The sequence below is a fragment of the Acinetobacter sp. ANC 4779 genome, from assembly GCF_004331055.1.
In the GTDB taxonomy this organism is placed as follows: domain Bacteria; phylum Pseudomonadota; class Gammaproteobacteria; order Pseudomonadales; family Moraxellaceae; genus Acinetobacter.
Map to the genome: position 1 here is coordinate 148,759 of NZ_SJNU01000005.1, position 22,537 is coordinate 171,295.

The 22,537-nt window shown below is 33.7% G+C and carries 17 protein-coding genes and 1 pseudogene; 7 read left to right on the forward strand and 11 right to left on the reverse strand.

Annotated features, from left to right (window positions below; genetic code table 11):
- Positions 1-214 precede the first annotated feature (214 nt).
- The 3 genes and pseudogenes from E0H80_RS07890 to E0H80_RS07900 form a co-directional block, all read right to left on the reverse strand.
- A complete protein-coding gene (locus tag E0H80_RS07890; RefSeq protein ID WP_131364711.1) occupies positions 215-538 on the reverse strand; it encodes a hypothetical protein in 324 nt (107 codons plus the stop codon).
- 487 nt (positions 539-1,025) lie between these two features.
- Positions 1,026-2,447, reverse strand: a complete 1,422-nt coding sequence (locus E0H80_RS07895) for a cryptochrome/photolyase family protein (protein WP_131364713.1) — start codon at positions 2,445-2,447, stop codon at positions 1,026-1,028.
- 107 nt (positions 2,448-2,554) lie between these two features.
- Positions 2,555-3,034: pseudogene (locus tag E0H80_RS07900) on the reverse strand (lipocalin family protein); the annotation flags it as partial.
- Positions 3,035-3,625: 591 nt separating this feature from the next.
- On the opposite strand from E0H80_RS07900, the gene E0H80_RS07905 reads away from it, so the two are divergent.
- Positions 3,626-3,919, forward strand: a complete 294-nt coding sequence (locus tag E0H80_RS07905) for a hypothetical protein (protein ID WP_131364715.1) — start codon at positions 3,626-3,628, stop codon at positions 3,917-3,919.
- A gap of 105 nt (positions 3,920-4,024) precedes the next feature.
- Here the strand turns inward: E0H80_RS07905 and E0H80_RS07910 are convergent, their stop codons facing one another.
- The 3 genes from E0H80_RS07910 to E0H80_RS07920 form a co-directional block, all read right to left on the reverse strand.
- A complete protein-coding gene (locus E0H80_RS07910; RefSeq protein ID WP_131364717.1) occupies positions 4,025-4,891 on the reverse strand; it encodes an SDR family oxidoreductase in 867 nt (288 codons plus the stop codon).
- Between the two features lie 781 nt (positions 4,892-5,672).
- Positions 5,673-5,813: a hypothetical protein gene (locus E0H80_RS16610; RefSeq protein WP_165494294.1), complete on the reverse strand. Its 141-nt coding sequence runs from the start codon at positions 5,811-5,813 to the stop codon at positions 5,673-5,675.
- 196 nt (positions 5,814-6,009) lie between these two features.
- Entirely contained in the window at positions 6,010-6,480 is a 471-nt protein-coding gene (locus E0H80_RS07920; RefSeq protein ID WP_131364719.1) for a CinA family protein, read from the reverse strand.
- Between the two features lie 238 nt (positions 6,481-6,718).
- On the opposite strand from E0H80_RS07920, the gene E0H80_RS07925 reads away from it, so the two are divergent.
- Together E0H80_RS07925 and katE are read left to right on the forward strand one after the other, a co-directional pair.
- A complete protein-coding gene (locus E0H80_RS07925; protein ID WP_131364721.1) occupies positions 6,719-8,125 on the forward strand; it encodes an iron-containing redox enzyme family protein in 1,407 nt (468 codons plus the stop codon).
- 91 nt (positions 8,126-8,216) lie between these two features.
- Complete coding sequence (gene katE, locus E0H80_RS07930) at positions 8,217-10,343, forward strand: catalase HPII (protein WP_131364723.1); 2,127 nt, start codon at positions 8,217-8,219, stop codon at positions 10,341-10,343.
- A 102-nt stretch (positions 10,344-10,445) separates the two neighbouring features.
- Here katE and E0H80_RS07935 read toward each other — a convergent pair whose 3' ends face one another.
- Positions 10,446-10,769: a pyrimidine/purine nucleoside phosphorylase gene (locus E0H80_RS07935; RefSeq protein ID WP_131364725.1), complete on the reverse strand. Its 324-nt coding sequence runs from the start codon at positions 10,767-10,769 to the stop codon at positions 10,446-10,448.
- Positions 10,770-11,410: 641 nt separating this feature from the next.
- Here E0H80_RS07935 and E0H80_RS07940 point away from each other — a divergent pair.
- Positions 11,411-12,601, forward strand: coding sequence for an MFS transporter (locus E0H80_RS07940; protein WP_131364727.1), 1,191 nt, complete (start codon positions 11,411-11,413; stop codon positions 12,599-12,601).
- Positions 12,602-12,678: 77 nt separating this feature from the next.
- Here the strand turns inward: E0H80_RS07940 and E0H80_RS07945 are convergent, their stop codons facing one another.
- The 4 genes from E0H80_RS07945 to E0H80_RS07960 all read right to left on the reverse strand — a co-directional run bounded on the left by E0H80_RS07945 (position 12,679) and on the right by E0H80_RS07960 (position 16,942).
- Positions 12,679-14,124 carry an alpha,alpha-trehalose-phosphate synthase (UDP-forming) gene (locus E0H80_RS07945; RefSeq protein WP_131364729.1) on the reverse strand — a complete coding sequence of 482 codons (1,446 nt, stop codon included), beginning with the start codon at positions 14,122-14,124 and terminating at the stop codon, positions 12,679-12,681.
- Positions 14,112-14,960, reverse strand: a complete 849-nt coding sequence (gene otsB, locus E0H80_RS07950) for a trehalose-phosphatase (RefSeq protein WP_131364731.1) — start codon at positions 14,958-14,960, stop codon at positions 14,112-14,114. Before otsB ends, E0H80_RS07945 begins: the two co-directional genes overlap by 13 nt.
- An 849-nt stretch (positions 14,961-15,809) precedes the next feature.
- Positions 15,810-16,259, reverse strand: coding sequence for a universal stress protein (locus E0H80_RS07955; protein ID WP_131364733.1), 450 nt, complete (start codon positions 16,257-16,259; stop codon positions 15,810-15,812).
- A gap of 293 nt (positions 16,260-16,552) precedes the next feature.
- The gene (locus E0H80_RS07960) at positions 16,553-16,942 is read right to left on the reverse strand and encodes a hypothetical protein (protein ID WP_131364735.1); all 390 of its coding nucleotides are present in this window, start codon (positions 16,940-16,942) and stop codon (positions 16,553-16,555) included.
- Between the two features lie 1,173 nt (positions 16,943-18,115).
- On the opposite strand from E0H80_RS07960, the gene E0H80_RS07965 reads away from it, so the two are divergent.
- The 3 genes from E0H80_RS07965 to E0H80_RS07975 all read left to right on the forward strand — a co-directional run bounded on the left by E0H80_RS07965 (position 18,116) and on the right by E0H80_RS07975 (position 21,901).
- Positions 18,116-18,331 carry a cold-shock protein gene (locus tag E0H80_RS07965; protein WP_067723482.1) on the forward strand — a complete coding sequence of 72 codons (216 nt, stop codon included), beginning with the start codon at positions 18,116-18,118 and terminating at the stop codon, positions 18,329-18,331.
- Positions 18,332-18,624: 293 nt separating this feature from the next.
- Positions 18,625-19,182 carry a DUF4385 domain-containing protein gene (locus E0H80_RS07970; RefSeq protein ID WP_416224580.1) on the forward strand — a complete coding sequence of 186 codons (558 nt, stop codon included), beginning with the start codon at positions 18,625-18,627 and terminating at the stop codon, positions 19,180-19,182.
- Between the two features lie 514 nt (positions 19,183-19,696).
- Positions 19,697-21,901, forward strand: a complete 2,205-nt coding sequence (locus E0H80_RS07975; RefSeq protein ID WP_131364737.1) for an OsmC domain/YcaO domain-containing protein — start codon at positions 19,697-19,699, stop codon at positions 21,899-21,901.
- The last annotated feature ends 636 nt before the right edge of the window (positions 21,902-22,537 follow it).

Below are 22,537 nucleotides of genomic sequence, written 5' to 3' on the forward strand. Positions count from 1 at the left end.
CACTTTTTATACATTTAGTTAACACTGCAGAGTAATTCTTTAAAAATTATTCAATAAAATTTTATAAAGATAAAAATAAATTGTTTAAAACAAAAGAAAAAAATTGGATATTAAATATAAAAAAACAAATTGACTGATGAGTGCAAATTCAAGATGAATTTACAGACTAAAACAATAAAAAATCATTATTTATTTGAAAATTATAGTTATTATTTTATTTATAAATGATTTCTAAATTTGTTGCTTGAACGCTTTTTATTGATTTAAGATTTACAGCATAAAAAGTGGTATGTATTTCTCTGAAATTATTTATATAAGTTTGAATATTTTGTGAGAATTGCATTTCTTTATTTATGACCATGTCATTGATTGATGAATTTTTACTTAAAATTTCACATTTTTCGTCATCAAAAGGACTCATTAAGTCACACGTATTTTCATAGATTTCACCTGTGAAGTTAAGGTTGCTTTCAGTTTGGGCAAAAATAGATAAAGGGCTAAGAGTAAATATAATAGTTAAAATTAATTTTTTATACATATCTCTCTGCTCTTACATGTTTTTATTTTTATAACATATTAACTATTATCTTGGCAGTGTGTTAAATAAACACAAAATTTCATTAGTGATAAATGAGTCACATTATTTTTTAAAATAAATTCATTAAAGATAAAACTTAAATTTTCATCATATTAATAGAGATATTTGTTTTAAAAAAATGTCGGATAAATTTTTTCGTAAGATATTGATTAATAATAAATTTTATTGATTACTCCTTCATTGTAATATCTATATATTAGTAATTTAATTATAATAAATTTATTATCACATAATAAGAAACAGCATGTTTCGTAACAAAAATTATAAGTTTTAAGAGCAGTCAGCTAAGACAAAGAGATAAAAAAGCTTAACAATAATATTAAGCTTTTTTATTACGTATAATTTTCTGATGTAAATACTAGAAAAAATTAGGAATTGAAAATTTTTGATTCTAAATTTTTAGTTTAAATACCTAAAACATATTCATTCAAATACTTTTAAAAGCCTCGATTGCCCGAATTCGGGTTTGTTTCAAGTCTGCAATCGGTTTAGGATAATTTAAAGCCAAATTGGAATTTCTGGCATAAGGCTCATGGATGGTTTTGGCATCCAAATGAGCCAGTTCAGGAACCCATTGACGAATATAGTCACCATTTGCATCAAACTTTTGCGATTGGCTGATGGGATTAAATATACGGAAATAGGGCACTGAATCCGTACCTGTAGAGGCACACCATTGCCACCCGCCATTATTTGCTGCCAAATCACCATCAATTAAATGTTGCATAAACCATTGTTCCCCGAGCCGCCAGTCAATCAGCAGGTTTTTGGTCAGGAACATCGCCGTGATCATGCGCACCCGATTATGCATCCAGCCCGTTGCCACTAATTGGCGCATTCCTGCATCTATAATAGGAATACCGGTTTGCCCTTGCTGCCAGGCGGCCAAATCTTCAGCTTGGTCACGCCAGTGGATTTTTTGTGTATCAGCCTTAAAGGGTTGATGTTTAGAGACTTGCGGAAAATCGAATAGAATATGTTGATAAAACTCGCGCCATAATAATTCATCCAGCCAGGTTTGCTGACCTGAATGTTCAATATGGAAGTGTCCATGCTGTCGACGAAATAAGGCCTGAATACATTGACGAATAGAAATCATCCCGGAATTTAAATAGGGTGATAATTGGCTGGTTGAGGCCAGATGAGGAAAGTCTCTCTCTTTCTCATAGTGAATCACTTTATCATTGATGAAATCATCCAATAAAGTTAAGGCATATTCTTCACTAACCGGCCAACGATCCTGGAGTTCTATTGAAGGATGATTTGGATATAACTCTGCAAAAGTACAAATAGACCCTTCTTCGAGAGAGTCAAGTTGAAGATCAGGCTGTGCTTCAATTTGAGGATAACACTGCGGCAAACTCACACTGAATCGTTCATAGCAATTTTTCTTGAATGCGCTAAAAACTTGATAAGGTTGCTGGCTTTTATTGCGAATGCTACCGACAGGGAATAAAGTGCGGTCATGATACAGCTCGAGTGTTTTATTGTATTTATCTAGAAGCTTTTGGATCTGTGCATCGCGCTTCAACTCATTGACACCTAGTTCAATATTGCCATGGATGCAATTGACTTTGAGTTGTTCTGTAAGCTGTAAAACGACTTGGGGAATATCCTTCCATAGCGGAATATGCCGAATCACTAATGGGATATTGAGGTTTTTTAGCTGGGTTTTAAGCACCTGAAGTTGTCTTAAATAAAAATCTATTTTAACAGCGGCATCATTGTGTAGGGCCCATTGTTCAGGTGAAATGACAACCAAGGCAATGCAGGGTCCCGCTTGAGCAGCATGCCAAAGAGCGGCATGGTCTTGAATTCGTAAATCTTGTCGAAACCAAATTAACTGCATGGACATATCATGTCTCGAGAAGGTGATTGAGGCTTATTTTATGCAATGTTTAAATCGAAAAAAAGCATGAACATTAGATTCATGCTTTAGATCATTCATGATGGAAATTATTTTTGAATCTGTTTGGTTTTAATCACATCACTCAAGTCATATCCAATAGATTCCGCATAATCCAAATACTCCTGTACCACTTCTGGTTTAGGCTGTTGTGAACGAGAAAGAATCCACATATATTTTTTATCGGGTTCGCCCACCAATACTGTTTCATAATTTTCATCAATTTTTAAAACCCAATAATCGCCACGTCCCACAGGAAACCAACGGATGATTTTAGGTAAAAAACTTACTTTTAGTTTGGAGTTAAGCGGAGCATTTTGTACAAATGCTTCCCCAATCGTCTGTTTGAACTTTCCATCTTTTGTATAACAGCTATTATCGACTTTAATATTGCCATTCTTGTTTAAAGAGTAGTTCGCGATCACTTTGCTGTCGCATTTTCTTTGAAAATACAAAGGTTTTCTGGCAACTTCATGCCAAGTTCCTAAATACTTATTTAGATCAACTTTTTCAACAGCCTGTAATGGCTCTGTCTATACATGTGCTTGCGTTAATATACTGCTAGTGCCAATCATCAGAGCTAATACAATTTTTGCCAAGTTAACACTTGATGTTTTACCCATGTTCGACATAAATATTCCTTCCACTCAAATATGAGATTAACTTCATATACTTACATTAATTACCTTTTTAATATTTGGTGTAATATTATGTAATAATGAGAATAAATATTAACTCATCATTTATTGGAGAGTATCTATCCCGAAATAGTGTTAGCGACCTCATAAACATTAGTAACTTTTTAAAAGTTACATTCTATTTGAATGGAGCACTATTTTAGAAAATTTACCTAAAAAGTATGACTTAAACCCAATAGAATTAATTCCTCCATTTGAACTTTATCTATGTTTTGATTCGGTAAAAAATGTAATAAATTCCTTTTAAAATATTTAAATAATTTGATTTTAATGAAACATTTATTTAATTTGTAAAAAATTTAAATTTACAATGACAATAAATGTCACATGAGCCTCATAGCTTTATAACAATGAATATGCAAATTTAGAATAGTTACAAACTCATGTGACTTATTTTATTTTAAAAATAGGAAGGAACTAAAAATGGCTAATCAACCGCAAAATCCTCAAGATCAACAACGTCAACAACAACAAAATGATTCACAGCGTCAGCCTAACCAGCAAAACCCTCAAGATCAGCAACATCAACAGCAGCAACAAAATGATCCACAGCGTCAGCCTAACCAGCAAAACCCTCAAGATCAGCAACGTCAACAGCAGCAACAAAATGATCCACAGCGTCAGCCTAACCAGCAAAACCCTCAAGATCAGCAACGTCAACAGCAGCAACAAAATGATTCACAACGTCAGCAAAATCAGCAAGACCAACAAAAGTAATGCATGACAAATAAAAAGGCGCGGATCTTAGATCCGCGCCTTTTTATAAGCTGTATTCAATAATTTCTGCATTATTTAATATAGACTTAATTTTTTAATATTTATCTAACCATTTACAATGCTACCACCATTGACATGAATGACCTGTCCAGAGATATAACTTGCTTCATCTGAGGCAAGAAATAAATATGCGGGAGCGACTTCGCTGGGCTGTCCCATACGTCCCATCGGTGTATTTTTACCGAAATCTTTCAATTGTTCTTCATCAAAACTACTCGGTATTAAGGGTGTCCAAATAGGTCCGGGAGCGACAGCATTCACCCTAATTCCTGTTTTATTTTTTAATAGGTTGGTAGATAAACTACGTGTGAAAGAAGTGATTGCACCCTTGGTACTCGCGTAATCTATCAGCAAGTCATGCCCATGATAACTGGTAATGCTTGTAGTGTTAATAATCGTATCGCCTTGTTTCATATAGGGCACTAATAATTCAGTTAAATAAAACATTGAAAAAATATTTACTTCAAAGGTTTTAAAAAGTTGCTGTGTATTGATATCGGTAATGTACTTTTGTGGATATTGCACTCCTGCATTATTGACTAAAATATTGATAGTTTTAAATTCTTGAAGGGCAGTATCTACCATTTTCTTTATTTCATCTTGATGTTGTAAATCACATTTTATAAGTAGGCAACGACGTCCTTCATTTTCAACCATTTTTTTAGTATCAAGCGCATCTTGATCTTCTTCTAAATAGCAGATGCAAATATCTGCACCTTCTCTGGCAAATAGTACCGAAATAGATCTACCGATTCCGCTGTCACCGCCAGTAATCAAAGCGACCTTATCTTTTAATTTATCACTTCCTTTGTAATTGTTTTTGATGACTTCGGGCTGGGGATGCATTTTGGATTGAATGCCAGGCTGATGGCTTTGCACTTCCATAGATGGAGTCTTAGGATATTTGTTCATATTCTTTCCCATATTCTTCAATATATCGATAATATATTATTAGATTTTTAATATATTTTATTATAGAGAAACATTAAATAACATAATTGATTAATTAAATAGCTTATTTAGAGAGTAAGTTAAATCAAGCTATAACCGAAAATTTGTGAAATACATTTCAAAAAATTCGACCATCATTAATTGTTCTTATAAAATGAATACTAGATTAAATTTTTATAAATTATTCATTATTATATATTAATAATGAATAGAATTATCATTATGACACGAATAAATATTAAAAAAAATAATCATATTTAAGATTATAAATTATTTTTATTTTTATTTTTATTTTTATTTTTCAGAAAAATATACACTATAAAAGCCAATATTATAAAATATTAAATTTTATCCCATGCATCTTTTATTGCATTTTTAACTTGATCCCATTTTAAAAATGACTCTGCTTTAAATTTATCCCATTTTACTTTCCGATCATTTTTGGAATCTTCAAAATGTGCATTTTTACCATATTTAGATCGGGAATTACGTTCAAACTCATAGGCAGAAGATAAATCTCGAGCATAACCAACATCTGGAATAACACGATGTAAATCATTGAAATATGTTTGATTAGTGTGGTTTTTACGCCCATATTTTTAAGATTTAACACTGTTTGGAGTATGATTTTGATTTTCTAAATTCGCATTAGTCGTTATTTAACTGCTGTTTCTTGAATCAATATATAAGGTGATTTAATACCCTTATGTGGGATAAATAATGTTTAATTTACAAATTATTTCTACTGTTTATTTTGGTCATTTAGATTTTTTCCAAAATTTTTCTGTTGTCCAGTTTGCTGACGCTGATTGTCATTCTGTTGTTGAGTGGGATTATTAGAGTGAATATTATTTTGATCTTGCTGATTATTTACATTACTCATTTTTTACACCTCATAATATACAGTTATTAAAATTTTAGAATCTGTATAAACTAGATATAATCATTAGCATGAATTTTTAATTAATAAATAAAATAGATGTTACATATTTTTTGATATTATATTTAATGTTTCTATAGAGTGATTTCAATAAACAAAATATATTAAAAATTAAAATAAGATAAATGCTATTAAAAAATTAATTATTTTTAATAATTTCAACTAAACTCTTACATACCAAATTAATCAGTTTTTTTAATTTCTCTTCCTTTTTTCCTTTGCAAAAACACCGATAACTATATAGTTTATTTTTATATAAAATGGAATAAAAAAAAGTTCCTACAGGTTTATCCTTTGTTTCTGACCCCCCAGGTTTGAGCAACCCAGTACATCCAACATATATATCTGATTTGAATATTTTTTTTGATTTTTGAACTAATTGTTCAGTAATTTTAGACGACTCTGGTGTGTATTTTTTAATCATTCTAGTGGGGATTTTTAAAATATTTTTCTTGATTTTTAAATCATAACAAACTAATCCACCATTTAAAATTTCACCAGAAAAAGGACTAAGAGAGAATCGGTAAGCCAGATAGCCTGCAGAAGCACTTTCAATAAAAGTAATATTAAGATTATTTTTGACCATTAATTTACAGCATTTAGTAGTCATATTTATAACCATATCTGATTTTTTATTACATTATTTTAAGAAGCAAGGTGGATATTAACAATATAGTTTTTTAAAATTTTTTTCATGGTTTTGAATTTATGTAATCTAAGTGATTGTTTTATATAAATACCTAAAAGTTATTTAAACATAAATTAAACGAATAATAACAATTTGAATCTTTTCCCATGTCATATTGATAACTTATGTTTATAGCAGAATTACCGCTTGGAGAATAAAAATGCCAGTAGCAGTAACAGAACGCTTACTCGATTTAATTGATAAAAATCATCAGAATTACTGCGATCTAGTGAATTATTTTATGAATTCACACATTAGCCAACAGGATAAAGAGCGGAAAGCTGCAAGTTTTCTACATAAGGAAATTCAGAGCTTGAATTTAGATAACTTAGAATTTCCTTCGGAATTGAATAAAATTTCTGAATGGCTATGTAATGATAATAAATTTCAATGTGGTGAATATCAGTTATATAAAGACAGAAGGAATAGCGGGGGAGAACGAGAGTATTTTAAGAATGTAAGTCAAGCTTTTGAATTTCTTATTAAAGTTGCTCCGGTAAAGCGGGTAGATGGTGCATGGTTATATAGCTTAGTTCATTATTGGAATGATCCAATTTTTCATGAGTTAATCCAAATATATGTAGAGGAATTAGGGTTGGGCTTAGCCAAATCTAATCATGTGAGTTTATTTGATGATTTACTGGTTAAGCTGGGGCTGGAACACTTCGTATTAGAATTAGAAGATGAATATTATCATCAGCCTGCAATTCAATTAGCACTTGCTTATGCTCCCCCTGAATTTATTCCTGAAATAGTCGGTTTTAATTTGGGCTACGAACAGTTGCCATTACATCTTCTGATTACCAATTATGAACTCAATGAATTAGGCATTAATTCCCAATATTTTAATCTGCATATCACTATAGATAATATGGACAATGGTCATGCAAACTTATCCATTAAGGCCTTGGAAAAAATTTATAAAAAATTCAAAGATAAAGATTCATTTATGGAAAAAATGAAAATCGGCTTTGCTTTGAATAACAAAGGATTATCCTCTAGACAAATTATTAAAAATTTAAGTTCAGAAGCTTTAGTGATTAATATTTTGAAACGAAAAGCTCTGGTCGGCAATGTCATTCATAATGATAAATGTAAATTTAATAATCGCTCTATTAATGAGTGGCTTTCAGAGCCGAATTTAGTCGAAGAATTTGTAGAACTGCTGATTGAAAAGCAGTGGATTATTTTAAATCAGGATCCTGAACAAAGCAGGTTCTGGAAGTTGATCAGTCATGAAGAAGGCAAAATGTATGGGGTCTTTAATGCGACTGAAAAGCAAATCATTCATGACTGGATTGCAGGCGACTATTTTAAACAATCGTATTCGAAGTATAAAAAGGTCAGCTCTACTTCTAACTCTATAGATGAATTCTTGTTCAGTTATTTAGCTAATGCAGAGTTAGAGACCCTACAGCAGCAAATTTCCGAATCAGGCAATTTAGCTGTCAAAATAAATAAATTGCTGCCTTATCTGGCACCTCATGCTCATCATAACGAAACTGGCCTTTGGTGTACTCGACGTTTTGTGGATTATCTTTTTCCCTTTCTGAGCGAGAAAAACTAATCTATTCATTAATTGCATGTAAACACAAGGTTATTTGCATCGCTTTTTAACATCCTCGGTAGTACTTTAACTAACAATTATAGGTAGAAATATGGACCCTAAAACAAACAAAAGTGAAGTAGCAGGTACTGATACTTTAGATAAAAAAAATGAAAGCGTAAAAACACAACAGTTAGACGCTTTTCGAAGTGATGCTACTAATCAAGCACTCACGACCAATCAGGGTGTAAAAATCGCTGATAATCAAAATAGCTTAAGGGCAGGAGTGCGGGGTTCTACCTTATTAGAAGATTTTATACTCCGGGAAAAAATCACACATTTTGATCACGAACGTATCCCAGAGCGAATTGTGCATGCGCGCGGTGTGGGTGCGCATGGTTATTTTCAAGCATACGCCGGGAATGAAAAATATACCAAAGCCGGCTTTTTGACTAACTCTGAAATTCAAACACCAATATTTGTGCGCTTTTCTACAGTGCAAGGACCACGGGGTTCTGCAGATACTGTACGTGACATTCGTGGTTTTGCCATCAAGTTCTATACACAGGAAGGCAATTACGATCTTGTCGGTAATAATGCACCAGTATTTTTTGTGCAAGATGGGATTAAATTCCCAGACTTTGTTCATGCAGTCAAACCCGAGCCCCATACAGAAGTTCCTACGGGGGGGTCTGCCCATGATACCTTCTGGGATTTCGTCTCATTGGTTCCCGAATCGGCTCATGCGGTGATGTGGGCGATGTCTGATCGGGCTATTCCACGCAATTTACGTTCAATACAGGGTTTTGGTGTGCATACTTTCCGGTTGATTAATGCCGAAGGTAAAGCCATTTTTATTAAATATCATTGGACACCAAAACAGGGTGTAAGCCAGTTGGTATGGGATGAAGCTCAAAAATTATCTGGCAAGGATCCTGACTTTCATCGACGTGATTTATATGAAGCGATCGAAGCAGGAAATTATCCAGAGTGGGAACTAGGGATTCAGATCGTGGAAGAAGAAGATGAAATGAAGTTTGAGTTTGACTTGCTCGATCCCACCAAAATTATTCCTGAAGAACTGGTTCCTGTTACACCCATTGGAAAATTTGTACTGAATCGTAATGTCGATAATTTCTTTGCTGAAATTGAACAAGTTGCGTTTTGTCCTGGTCATATTGTGCCTGGAATAGACTTTACTAATGATCCACTATTACAAGCCCGTTTATTTTCCTATACCGATACACAACTGAGCCGCCTAGGTGGACCTAATTTCCATCAGCTGCCGATTAATAAATCGGTTTGCCCATTTCATAATAACCAGCGAGATGCGATGCACCAAACCACAATTCATAAAGGTCAGGCATCGTATCAACCCAATTCCATTGATAATAATTGGCCTGTAGAAACAGCACCTGCTGTAGAAAATGGTGGTTTTGAGAGCTATCAGGAGCGTATTGATGGGAAGAAAATTCGTGCACGAAGTGAATCATTTTCAGATCACTTCTCTCATGCACGTTTGTACTACAAGAGTTTGGCGCCTCATGAACAAAAACATGTGGTAGATGCTTACACCTTTGAATTAAGCAAAGTGCAGCGCAAACATATTCGAGAAAGAGAAGTACAAGAAATACTGGCGAATATTGATTTAGATTTGGCTCAACAAGTGGGTAAAAACTTGGGAATAGAAGTTGCTGGTTCTTCACAAAATATCAAATCATCTACAGTAGAAAAATCGGCAAAATTTAGTATGGAGGCTTTTGTTCCAGAAGATATTAAAGCAAGAAAAATTGCTGTACTGGTTCATGATAAGGTGAACCAAGACAATATTGAAGCCATTCAGCAGTGGGCGAAAGCTGAAAATGCAGTTGCTCACATACTCACACCTACGCCAGCGCCAGTTTTAAATAACAAACAGGCGAAACTGGATTCAAATGGAATGCAGAAAGCAGAACCATCCATCGCTTATGATGCAGTGATTGTTGTTGATGGTGATAATTACGAAGTAGTGAAACAAGATGGTGTGACTAAACACTACATTCTTGAAGCTTATAAGCATTTAAAACCGATTGTATTTTTAGGTGATAAGCAAAAATTACTTGATGCTCTACAACTCGTTACGGATGAGGGTACATTAAGTACGGATAATTTTTCTACAATACAGGAAAAATTTAAGGATTTAATTCGTCATCATCGCATTTGGGCGAGGGAGAAAAATGCGGAAGCTATTCCTGCTTAAATGGCTATAAAAGTATAGATTTTTATCAAGGCCATGTAGAGCAAATTTTCAACGAATAAGGGGAACATTACTGTTCCCCTTATTCGTTGATTTTGTGGAAATTTAGTCTTCCAAGTGACAAATATAATCTAAGATATCATCTGTCATAATCTTGAATTGACTATTCTTTGGAACATAAAAAGATTGTCCAGCAAAATAAATCTGACTTTCTATATCATTTGCTATTTGTACATGACATTTACCTGAAATAATTTCTATACGCTCAGACACATGTGTTTCAAAGGTTAAAGGTCGTTCTGTGGGTAAAATCACGCCTATTGTTTTTTTTATACCATTTTTAAACTGAATGGTGCGACTAATAGATAAACCATCAAAATAAATATTTGGTTTTTTCACCACAGAAACAAAATCAAATTGAGTTGACATAAAGATGCTCCTGAAATTTTTTTATAATAATTGAGCAATATTAGAATATGTATTTGAAATCCAAACATATACAGGAGAAATATATTTTTTAGTTTAATTATGTAAATTTACTTAATGGCTTTTAATGACGATTTTATTTTTATAAAAAACTCAATTATTCAATATATTAAAATAAATTTCTCCTATTTTCTTTAAAGCGAAAGTTAAATCTATTTATGTGAAATTTTTTATTTTAATTTACAGGATATTTAACGTGATCTATTGCTCACCAATCAGCCAAGCATTAAATAAATTATTTATTTTTTCGTTTCAGCTATAATTTTTGATGTACAGGTATATGCAGCCTGGACCACTGCATGCGGTATAAAAATGAGTTCTATTTTCTATATATCTACTAAATAATCTCTTATTTTAATGGCTTATATATAACATCTTTTAAGCGTACTTTATGTAATAGGGAACAGTTACAAAACAGTTCTTAAATAATTAAAAAAGACAATTTATTTATAGTTGTTTTGTGTATAATTTCGCCAAATTTAACCCCCGTAGATTTAATAGTTTTCAATAAATCTACAGGGGTTTTTCTATGGAATTATTTTGGATTTGGATGCCCAGAACTTTCTTATCGTGGTGGCTCACACATGTTTTCTTCCAAAACAGTACATTTAGACCATGCAACACAACCTAGTGCACAGCGTCTCTCTACTTTACTTTGCTTTTTTACTCTTGGATTAAGTACTGCCGCTTGGGCACCTCTTATTCCCTATGCGCAGCAACGACTGCATCTCAATCATGCCGACTTTGGCACTTTGCTGCTGAGTATAGGATTAGGTTCCATGATTGCTATGCCGGCAACAGGTTTACTCATTCAGAAAGTAGGCTGTCGTGTAATTATCTCAGTAGCAATGTTAATCTTATTACTGGTTTTACCGACTTTTGCTTTGAGTAGCAGCGTAATCTTTATGTCTGTAGCATTATTCTTGTTTGGTACAGCTGCCGGGAGCTTAGGGGTTGCGATTAATCTACAAGCAGTCATTGTTGAAAAAAACAGTGCTAAAAGTATGATGTCTCAATTCCATGGTATGTGCAGTTTAGGTGGATTGGCTGGAGTAATGACTGTAACGGCATTACTTGCGATCGGCCTATCACCACTCATGAGTGCATTGGCCGTTTGCATTTTACTCATGGTTATTAGTTTAATTGCTGTTCCCAATAGTTTGTCTAAAATTGAAAACGATAAAAAAATCAACCCTTCTGAACATGAAAATAAGACGAGAAAATTACCTAGTCCACTAATTTTATTGATTGGTCTGATCTGTTTTATTGCTTTTCTGTCAGAAGGTTCAGCTATGGACTGGAGTGGTATTTATTTAGTCAGTGAATATGGCTTAAAACCTGCATTTGCTGGACTTGCTTATACATTTTTTGCTATCGCAATGACGGTTGGACGTTTTGCTGGTCATTACTTACAGAGAATACTGGGTGAAAAAAATATCATTATTTATAGTGCAATTTGTGCATCACTGGGTCTTTTCACTGTAGTTATGGCACCACATTGGATAGTTGTTTTATCAGGTTATTCTTTATTGGGTTTAGGTTGTTCGAATATTGTACCGGTGATGTTTTCACGTGTCGGTCGTCAAAATGTCATGCCCAAAGCAGCAGCATTATCCTGTGTTTCTACTATGGCTTATAGCGGATCTTTATTAGGACCTGCTTTGGTGGGATTGACCAGTGAAATGATGGGATTAACCCTTGTTTTTGGGATAATTGCCGTTTTATTAATGCTGATCGCCTTTTTAAATCATTTCACACAGCTTAAGACTTCTTAATTTTCATTTAAATATATATATAGCCGGTATATACAATGATATCCCGGCTTTTTAGTCGCTAGAAGAAATAACCTCTCTTAAGTATATATTTGCTGATGAGCAAAGTAAGTATAGGATTTGCGATGGGACGGTTTAGACATATTGAACATTTCAACTCGTCTAAGATCTTTTAAAAAAGCATTACGCCAGTCAGTAATATCAAAACGTTTAAGACCCTGCATTAAATGTTTATGACGCTCTAAACGTTCTGATTTCGGCATGGTTAAAGCTGTTTTTAATCCCTTAACCATATCGCCACAGCTATCCGGATCCACAATAATGGCTTCAGACATTTGCTCTGCTGCACCAGTATATTTAGAAAGAATTAAAACCCCAGGATTGTTAGGATTTTGTGCCGCAACAAATTCCTTTGCGACCAGATTCATTCCATCACGCAAAGAATTGACCCAACAGATATCGGACTGACGATAAATTTTCATCAACGCATCATGCTCTACAGTTTCATACGTACAATTGATGGGCTGCCAATTGTCCTGTGCAAATTCGTGATTAATTGAATCTACTTTTGAATCCATAAGCTCATATAAATTTTTATAAGCGGGGATCTCCATGCGGCATGGACAAGCAATTTGTAAATCGGTGATGTTTTTATGATATTCGGGGTTGTTTTTCAGAAAATCTTCGAAAGCATTAAAACGCTCAATTAAACCTTTGGAATAATCAATCCGATCCACACTAATAATAGTTTTTTGATCCTTTAAATCTTTAAAGTCAAAGACTGGGTGAGGATTGCCTTTTTTCTGCTGAGCGACTTTCTGGATAAGTTCTGGATTAATACCAATGGGATAACATTGGATAGTGATCTGGCGATAGTTATAACTCAACACATTAGGATGAATGACCTGAGATGCTAAGAAATGATGACATACATCCATACATTGTTTTTGGTCGTGTTCAGTTTGCAATCCAATCACATCATAATGACAAAGATCTTGAATAAGGTTTTGAGCTGTAGGTAGTAAACTCCAGATTTTTAAATCAGCAAAGGGGATATGTAAAAAAAATCCAATCCTATTTCGCATGCCCAATTCACGACAATAACGTGCCACACTTAAAAAATGATAATCATGAACCCAAATAATGTCATCCGGATGAGCGATTTTAGAAAGCTGCTGGGCAAATAAACGATTTACTTGTTGATACGTTTTAAATTCTTCTGATTTATACTCTATTAGGTCTTCACGATTATGCATGGCTGGCCAAAGGGTACTATTTGCAAAGCCACAATAATAGCCGCTATATTGCTCTTCAGTTAGAGGGCAGGTGATGTATTCCACACCTTTATATGCAGCCAGACTAAAGCTTGGCTGCTGATGATTTTCAATTTTTTCACCATTCCAACCTAGCCAAATTCCTCCAATATCGCTCAGCGCATCTTGCAGAGCAACTGCCAAGCCACCTGCAGTGGATTTATCAGGATTAGGTAAACTTACACGATTCGATAATACGATTAATTTAGACATGCTTTTTCTCCATTTGATACTTGAGACTGTCCTGAAAAATGAGTTTTTAAGAATTGTGAAAATAAATCCAGAAAATTAGCGACATCTTCAACATTTTTAAGGTGATAGGATGCTTCGGTTTCCTCCTCTCCAACTTTTATACTCACACCGTTATAGTCATTTACAACTTTAAAACCAGCTTCATCTGTTTTGTCATCGCCAATAAAAATAGGTAAAACGTTGCTGAAATTATAATGCTGTAAAATCTTTTGAATGGCCTGTCCTTTATCAGCCTCTAAAGGTAATAATTCAAATACATATTTACCTTCATTAATTTTAAGTTCTGGGTGTAAGTATTGAATATCCTGTGCAATTTTTCTTGTGGCTTCAGCCAGTTCAGGACATTGACGGTAATGTAGAGCGACTGAATAATCTTTATTTTCAATTAGCAGTTGAGGATAAGGAAGGCAAGCCTTTTGAACATGGTGTTGCAGCAAAGAAATATTAAGTTCATTAATGCCAGTATTTAATTTCTCTTGCTGATCAATTTGTATTTCCAAACCATGTGTTCCCGCAATGGGTAACTGAAGGGGGGAAAAGAGCTGAGATGCTACTTTTACAGAACGTCCAGTAATAGCAATAACATGAATATTTAAATCTTTTAACTGTTGTAATGTTTGCAAAGTATTTTTAGGAATAAAACTTTTTGTAGGATCTACATGAAATTCAGAAAGTGTCCCATCTATATCAAGAAATAAACAATATTGTTTTTTTTTAGAAAAATAATGAGTAATAATTTGCAACACATTTGATGAATAAGATTTATTATTTAAAAATTGGCTTTTAGCATTATACATATTTGATATCTACTACTTATTCTGGTTAATAAGTAATAGCATTAAAAAATTGAATATTGATCAAATTTATTATTAAACCTACATAATTTAAATAAAATTTACATCATTTGTTCTTTTTTTAATTTTGGTTATATTTTTGTTTTTAGTAACATCTTCTTACTTTTGTTACTTAAATCAACTTATTTTTTATTTGAGGAAAATAAAAAACAAACTCTGCTTTAAATAAATAATTTTTAGCTTTAAATCTTTAACTTAGCTTTTATGGCCCAATATAAATATATGGATTCATACATCGTGTACTCAATAGGTATGATTTATATTTAACAAAAAATAATCTATTGAAATTATTCACAATATACCTTTGGATTCATATGGGTTTTATTACTTTATTTTGAATTTAAAGGTTAAACCAAGATATATTAAAATAGAGTAAAATAAAATTCGTATTCAAGTATTAGAATAATTTATGCACAAAGCATTATTTGATGCGCTTGAATTAACTTGTGATGGTCGTTAAAGAACCGTTTTAGTGCGACCTATAAAGAGTAGGATTGAGATTAGTGCAAATTAACCGCACAACGGTATTTTACGATGTAAAAAAAACCTATGTTAATCAGGTATTGGTTTGATTAAAACTCTACAAAAATCAGATTTAATCGAGGTATTCAAAAAATTATTGGCACATTGTGCTTGGATAGCTCGCATGGAAAATGCGAAATATTTTTGTTTAAAAACTATTTAATGAGCAATTAAAATAATTATAAATATTTAATTTTTTAAAAAATATATAGAAAATAATAGAATAAATTAGCCTACTAAAAAGTGGACTAATTTATTGCTTATTCGGAATTATTTTGTATGTTTTACCACAAGTACCGGTACATGGCTTGAAGTTAGAATCTCTTGTGCGATACTGCCGATAAAAGCTTTTTTAAAACCTGTACGCCCATGAGAACCTACGACGATTAAATCAATATTTAATTCATCAGCAAGTTTGGCAATGGCCTCGCTAGGGGATTGACTACTAAGGAGTTCGGTAGTGGTTTCAATACCTGCATTGGTAAATTTCAGTCCTAGCTCGGCCAAAATGTTTTTAGCATGAGCTTTTGCTTCCATATAATAATCCGTTACTCCAGGTACATTTTTATAAAAACTGACACTGGTTAAAGGATCTATCACGACAACGCTTGCTATGGTGACTTTACTGCCTAATGCTTTGGCCAAAACGATGGTCTGATCAGCTGTAGCTATGGCAATAGGGGAATCATCAACAGACAGTAAAATGTGTTGGCAATCCATGATACGTTCCTCTTGTTTCAAGATTCTTTATCTACCTAAAGATTAACATAGCTAGAGAAGGGGGATAAAAAAGGATAAAAATAGATCTTTTCCATCTCTTATGTTTCGAAAGTATTAGAGCTATTACCCTTAATGGTTTTTTCTACTGACCTGATTGATGATCAGGTACTTATCACCATTAACTGGTTATTCAATTCCACTAAAAAGTCATAAAAAAGATGTCTATAAAGGAGTTACGTGCTTGAGCATCATCCCTATAACCAGATTATTTAAGAAAATGCTTTATATACTGTTTAATCCGTCCAGATAGAGGTAGATAAGAAATATTTCAAAGATTTTTTTAGATCGTCACAACTATCAAAACTACTGGTGACCTCTTTGAAAGCAGAATGATATTCACGTTGGTAGGGTTTGCCTGTTAAGGCCTCTCCATGAGTATTTTCATAATCATAGATTGCAGTCCGGAGATATATTTCTAATATTTTTTTATGTTCGGGAGAGTTACAGTTTTTTTGAACTATTTCATCAGTAGACTCACAATCGAGTTTGACATGACGATAAAATTCGCTCGATTTTTGATATATATTATTTAATTCTTTGGATTCACTGGCTGATAAGCATTGTGCTGCATGGGCAAAATTAAACATTAAAGCTATATAAACAACGAGTAAATGGAATTTCATTTTTTATTCCTTATAATTTTTTAATGATCTAACCATATAGATAAAATTTACACAACTACAACATTTAAAAATCAGACGAATCGAAATTTTGTTCAGATCGAAATAGGGAAATTAATAAAAAACAATAACTGTAGAAATTACTTAATCATTGTTTATACATTTCCCCCTGATCTTAAACGCATCTTTTTTGAAGCAAAATAGTCTGTTTAAAACAAAAAAATATTAAAAAATAAATATCTCAATCAATTTTTTAAATTGGTAAGACAAAAATCTTCGATATTTACCTTATTTGGTTGAGATAAAAAATCTTATAGATAAATTCAGGATTTAAAATCAATATAAATCAGTGCTATGTAATGATAACGTGAATAGCACAGTTCCAATCATGAGAATTAATTTACCGTCAAAGGCCTCATGACCAACTGACCCAAACATAGCCTTAGGAAAAATACGCATATGAAAGCTCTATAGCGACAGATGTCATATTATTCGGGGCATATGCAACTGTACCTAAATTAGGCGCAGGCAAATCATTTCTGTAGTTAAGGGGGTGAGAGGGATAGCAGGGCTAATGCGGTAATTATTATTATGTTATGTGTTTTGTCTGGCATGAATAAGAATCTGATTTAATTCTGATCTTCAATCTTTTTATACATTAAAGCCCCCCTTAGGCAGATGAAATAAAATATGAAGATCCCTCTCAGAATAACATATCAGTTTTGATTGCAGCTTTAGCTCTTTGATTTTTTAGTGAATTTAATATTAACCAAAGGGTATCTATTTAGGTAGATAACGATAGGCAAAATGACAAGATATTTCTGTTGCATATTAAAATCGTATACCCGTTTAAAACTGTTTTTTTAGTGCTTGAGTTGAATCTAAAATAAATTCCCGCCTGGTTAAATTTAAGAAAATTGATCATTTTCATTTGCATACATATTTTTTATCAACACAATAAATAATAATTATAAAAAAACTTGAATATTCATTTAATTCATGTATTATTAACTCAACTAGAAAAAAAGTCTTGTTTCGGTAAATCTTCTTTAAGTATCGCAGTTTTAGTCATAATCCTTCGTTTTTTCAGATTTTAAGTTTCATTCTTTATTATTTTCCAAGTTATACTCGGTCAGTAAAATGACTAAAAATTATTAAAAATCAGTAGGATTTATTATGTCTAACTCAAATGTTGTTAAAGGTACTGTTAAGTGGTTCAACGAAACTAAAGGTTTTGGTTTCATTCAACAAGAAAATGGTCCAGACGTTTTTGCTCATTTCAGCGAAATCGCTAGTTCAGGCTTCAAAACCTTAATGGAAGGCCAGCAAGTTGAATTCAGCGTTGCACAAGGTCAGAAAGGCCCAAATGCAGTAAATATCGTTGCTATCTAACAGATATTAAAATACAAAAATCAGATAAATTAAAAGTAATGTAAATTACCAATTATTTTATTTTTTTATACCAAAAAAAGCCGAGATTCTCGGCTTTTTTTGTGTCTATAGACGATGTATTTTATTCATTCAAGCTATCTTTTATTCGTTTCTCTATAATATTTATATCTGACAGCTTTATTTAATAACAATAATATCTGATTGCAAAAATCCTCTGCAAATTTTTAATCCAATCCGCCATGATGTTATACGCAGCAAGCAAGTTTCTGCGCAATATTCATGGAGTTTTTATAGTGAATCCAGATCGGCAACCGGATGTACCCAAGCGAGAATCTCGCGTTTTTTCAAAAAGTTTTGATTATTCCTTGGATTTTAAAAATATTAATTTTAGAAAAAGACCCGAGCTGTATCGTATTGGCCGGGGCGAACAAGGGGTACTGCTGGTAGAACCCTATAAATCAGAAATACTGCCGCATTGGCAATTTTCCGATCAAGATAAAGCTTTAGGTAGTAGCGAAAAAATCTATGCGTTATTTTTAAAGTATTTAGAACAAGATGATTTTATTGGTGCGGATATGGCCAGAAAATTTTTACAAATGGGTTATACCCGCGCACGTCGCTATGCCAATCATAAAGGCGGTAAGAAGTATAAGGGTTCAGTGCCCGAAGACAAGAAAGGTTTGAGTGGGGCACATGGTCGGCCAGAGTTAGCACGCAGTGTAGAAGATCCTGTTAAAGCTGCGGCAGCACGAATTTTTAAGAAGAAATGGGATGAAGCCAAATTAAATTCTAAGTATTTAGAACTAAAAGATAAATTTAATGCATTTATTCAGAAAAATAGCCAAGCGTAACCTGGAATAGCTGGCCTAAAAGGTAGAATGAATCAACAACAGAAATTTAATGTATTACATCCCAGATATTCTAAAACGTATATGAGATTGAATTAGGTCTTAAGGTGAAATCAGGGCAATACTTAAAAATGATGATTGAATTAGGTCTTAAGGTGAAATCAGGGCAATACTTAAAAATGATGATCGAGCGCTAGAGCGTCCTTACTTATAATATTTATTCTCATATTTTGAAATACATGACTTGAGATTATGCAAATATTTTCTAAGTTATTATTATGTTAAGGATTTTTTATAATTAATCTTTAAAGACAGAGAAAAGTTATCAATTAAACCAAATCCCTCTATAATATTGCCCATTATTGCAAATGTCGGACGTTCGGTGTGCTCACTAAACGGATGACGCTAGTTACTCTCTTTTTTAAGTCAATTTCTTTTCCGTGATTCGGCTTATGTTTCAATATTTAGAATCTTATTGGGCCATAGTGGCACATGAGAATAGTTAGGTGCCAGCAGCATGGAAATCAAGGTTAATTATCTCGACAACCTTCGACAAGAAGCCAAGTTCGATGATTTTTCGGTAATTGCCGACCAACCGATTCGTTATAAAGGTGACGGTTCAGCACCAGGGCCATTCGATTATTTTCTTGCATCTTCTGCTTTATGTGCAGCCTACTTTGTAAAAGTATATTGTGCAGCGCGTGATATCCCGACTGATAATATTCGTTTGTCGCAGAACAACATTGTAGATCCAGAAAACCGTTACAAACAGATTTTTAAAATTCAGGTCGAATTGCCATCTGATATTTCTGAAAAAGACCGCCAAGGTATTTTGCGTTCAATCGACCGCTGTACGGTTAAAAAAGTGATCCAAACCGGTCCTGAATTTATCATTGAACAAGTGGAAAGCATTGATGCCGATGCACAAGCTTTATTGATGCCGAGTCTAGCTTCAGACAGCAGTACCTTTATTCCGGGTAAAGATCTGCCTCTAGAAGAAACCATTGCCAATATGTCAGGTATTTTGGCCGGCTTGGGCATGAAGATTGAAATTGCTTCATGGCGTAATATTGTGCCTAACGTGTGGTCATTACATGTTCGTGATGCACAATCACCAATGTGTTTTACCAACGGCAAAGGTTCAACTAAAGAAAGTGCGTTGGCCTCGGCCTTAGGGGAGTTCATTGAACGTCTCAACTGTAACTTCTTCTACAACGATCAGTTTTGGGGTGAAGATATTGCCAATGCTGAATTTGTACATTACCCAGATGAAAAATGGTTTAAGCCAGGTTCAGAAGGTGAGTTACCAAAAGAAATTCTGGATGAATATACTTTAGAGATTTACAACCCTGAAGATGAGCTTCTCGGTACGCATTTGTATGACACCAACTCGGGCAATATTGAGCGCGGAATCTGTTCATTGCCATTCGTCCGTCAGTCCGATGATGAAGTGGTTTATTTTCCATCAAATCTGATTGAAAACTTGTATTTAAGTAACGGAATGAGTGCCGGTAATACTTTGGCCGAAGCACAAGTACAGTGTTTGTCTGAAATTTTTGAACGTGCGGTGAAACGTGAAATTTTAGAAGGTGAGATTGCGCTTCCAGATGTGCCAGAAGAGGTCTTGGCGAAATATCCAGGCATTGTGGCAGGTATCAAAGGACTAGAAGAACAAGGTTTCCCTGTTCTGGTGAAAGATGCTTCATTGGGCGGTCAATTCCCGGTGATGTGCGTGACCTTAATGAACCCACGTACTGGTGGAGTATTTGCCTCTTTCGGTGCGCATCCAAAGCTAGAAGTGGCTTTAGAGCGTAGTTTAACTGAACTATTGCAAGGTCGTAGTTTTGAAGGTCTAAACGATTTACCCAAACCAACATTTAGCAGCAATGCAGTGACTGAGCCAAACAACTTCGTAGAGCATTTTATCGATTCAAGCGGTGTAGTGTCTTGGCGTTTCTTTAGCTCAAAATCTAATTATGAGTTTGTAGAGTGGGATTTCACTGCTGAGGGCGAAAATGCCAATGCGGAAGAAGCTGCAACCATGTTCGGTATTCTCGAACAAATGGGCAAAGAAGTATATATGGCGGTGTATCAGCATTTAGGTGCGACGGCTTGCCGTATCTTGGTGCCAGGTTATTCTGAAATCTATCTGGTTGAAGATTTAATTTGGGACAATACCAATAAAGCGCTTCAGTTCCGTGAAGATATTTTAAATATCCACCGTTTGGAGGAAGAGCAGCTTGAAGCCTTGGTTGAGCGTTTAGAGGAATGTGAATCTGATGATTACACCGATATCGTGACCTTAATTGGGATTGAATTTGATGATAATAGCGTTTGGGGACAGCTTACTATTCTGGAACTTAAGCTACTCATTTATATTGCTTTACAGCAATTTGAAGAAGCGAAAGATTTAGTTGAACAATTCCTGCAATACAACACCAATACGGTTGAACGCGGTTTATTCTACCAATGCCTAAATGTTGTGCTTGAAGTTGAGCTGGATGACGACATGGATTTGGATGATTATGAAGCCAATTTCCGCCGTATGTTTGGTGATGAACGTATGGATGCCGTGATTGGTTCTATGGATGGCAGTATCCGCTTCTATGGCTTAACTGAAACCAGTATGAAACTGGAAGGCTTAGAGCGGCATTTACGTCTGATCGAGAGCTATAAAAAACTTCATGCAGCACGTGCTAAGTTTGCAGCTTTATTAAAATAGGAATACTGCATAGCGGGGAGGGAGCAATCACCGCCACCAGGAAGTTGCTCCTAAGCTTTTTAGGTGAAATAAGTATATTTCTAAATGCTTAAGCCTAAGCAACCAGCCAAATGATTTCAAATGATTCGGCTTGTTTTTGGCATATGAATATACACAAGAAAACTATATATTAATTAAGTTAATGAAATATATGGATTTTTAATATTGTATTTTACTTTTATTGGATTTAAGCGCATAAACTTACTTTCATTAGGTGAAAGTAAGTTTAACTCTCTGATTCTATATACATCATTTAAATAACATATCGGTTTACGCCTGAATTTGATTGCTGCAATTTACAACATAGAATTGATCAAAAAATGATTTTTGCAAGAGGTCTATTGATTCCATTGTCCGTAGAATCAATTTTTCTAAACGAGTAAGAATAGAATCCGGATATTTATATCGACATAAAAATATTTATGTCACTAAAGAGGCGGCATCAAGAATTAAAAAGAGAATTTCTTTTAAAACATAAAGCTTATATTTTGAGAATAATAGATTCTAAAATGTAAGACGCTTAGATTTCGGCATAACATATATTATGTTACTTAGCTTACTCCAGATTATGAGTAAACTTATCCAGATTCACGATCT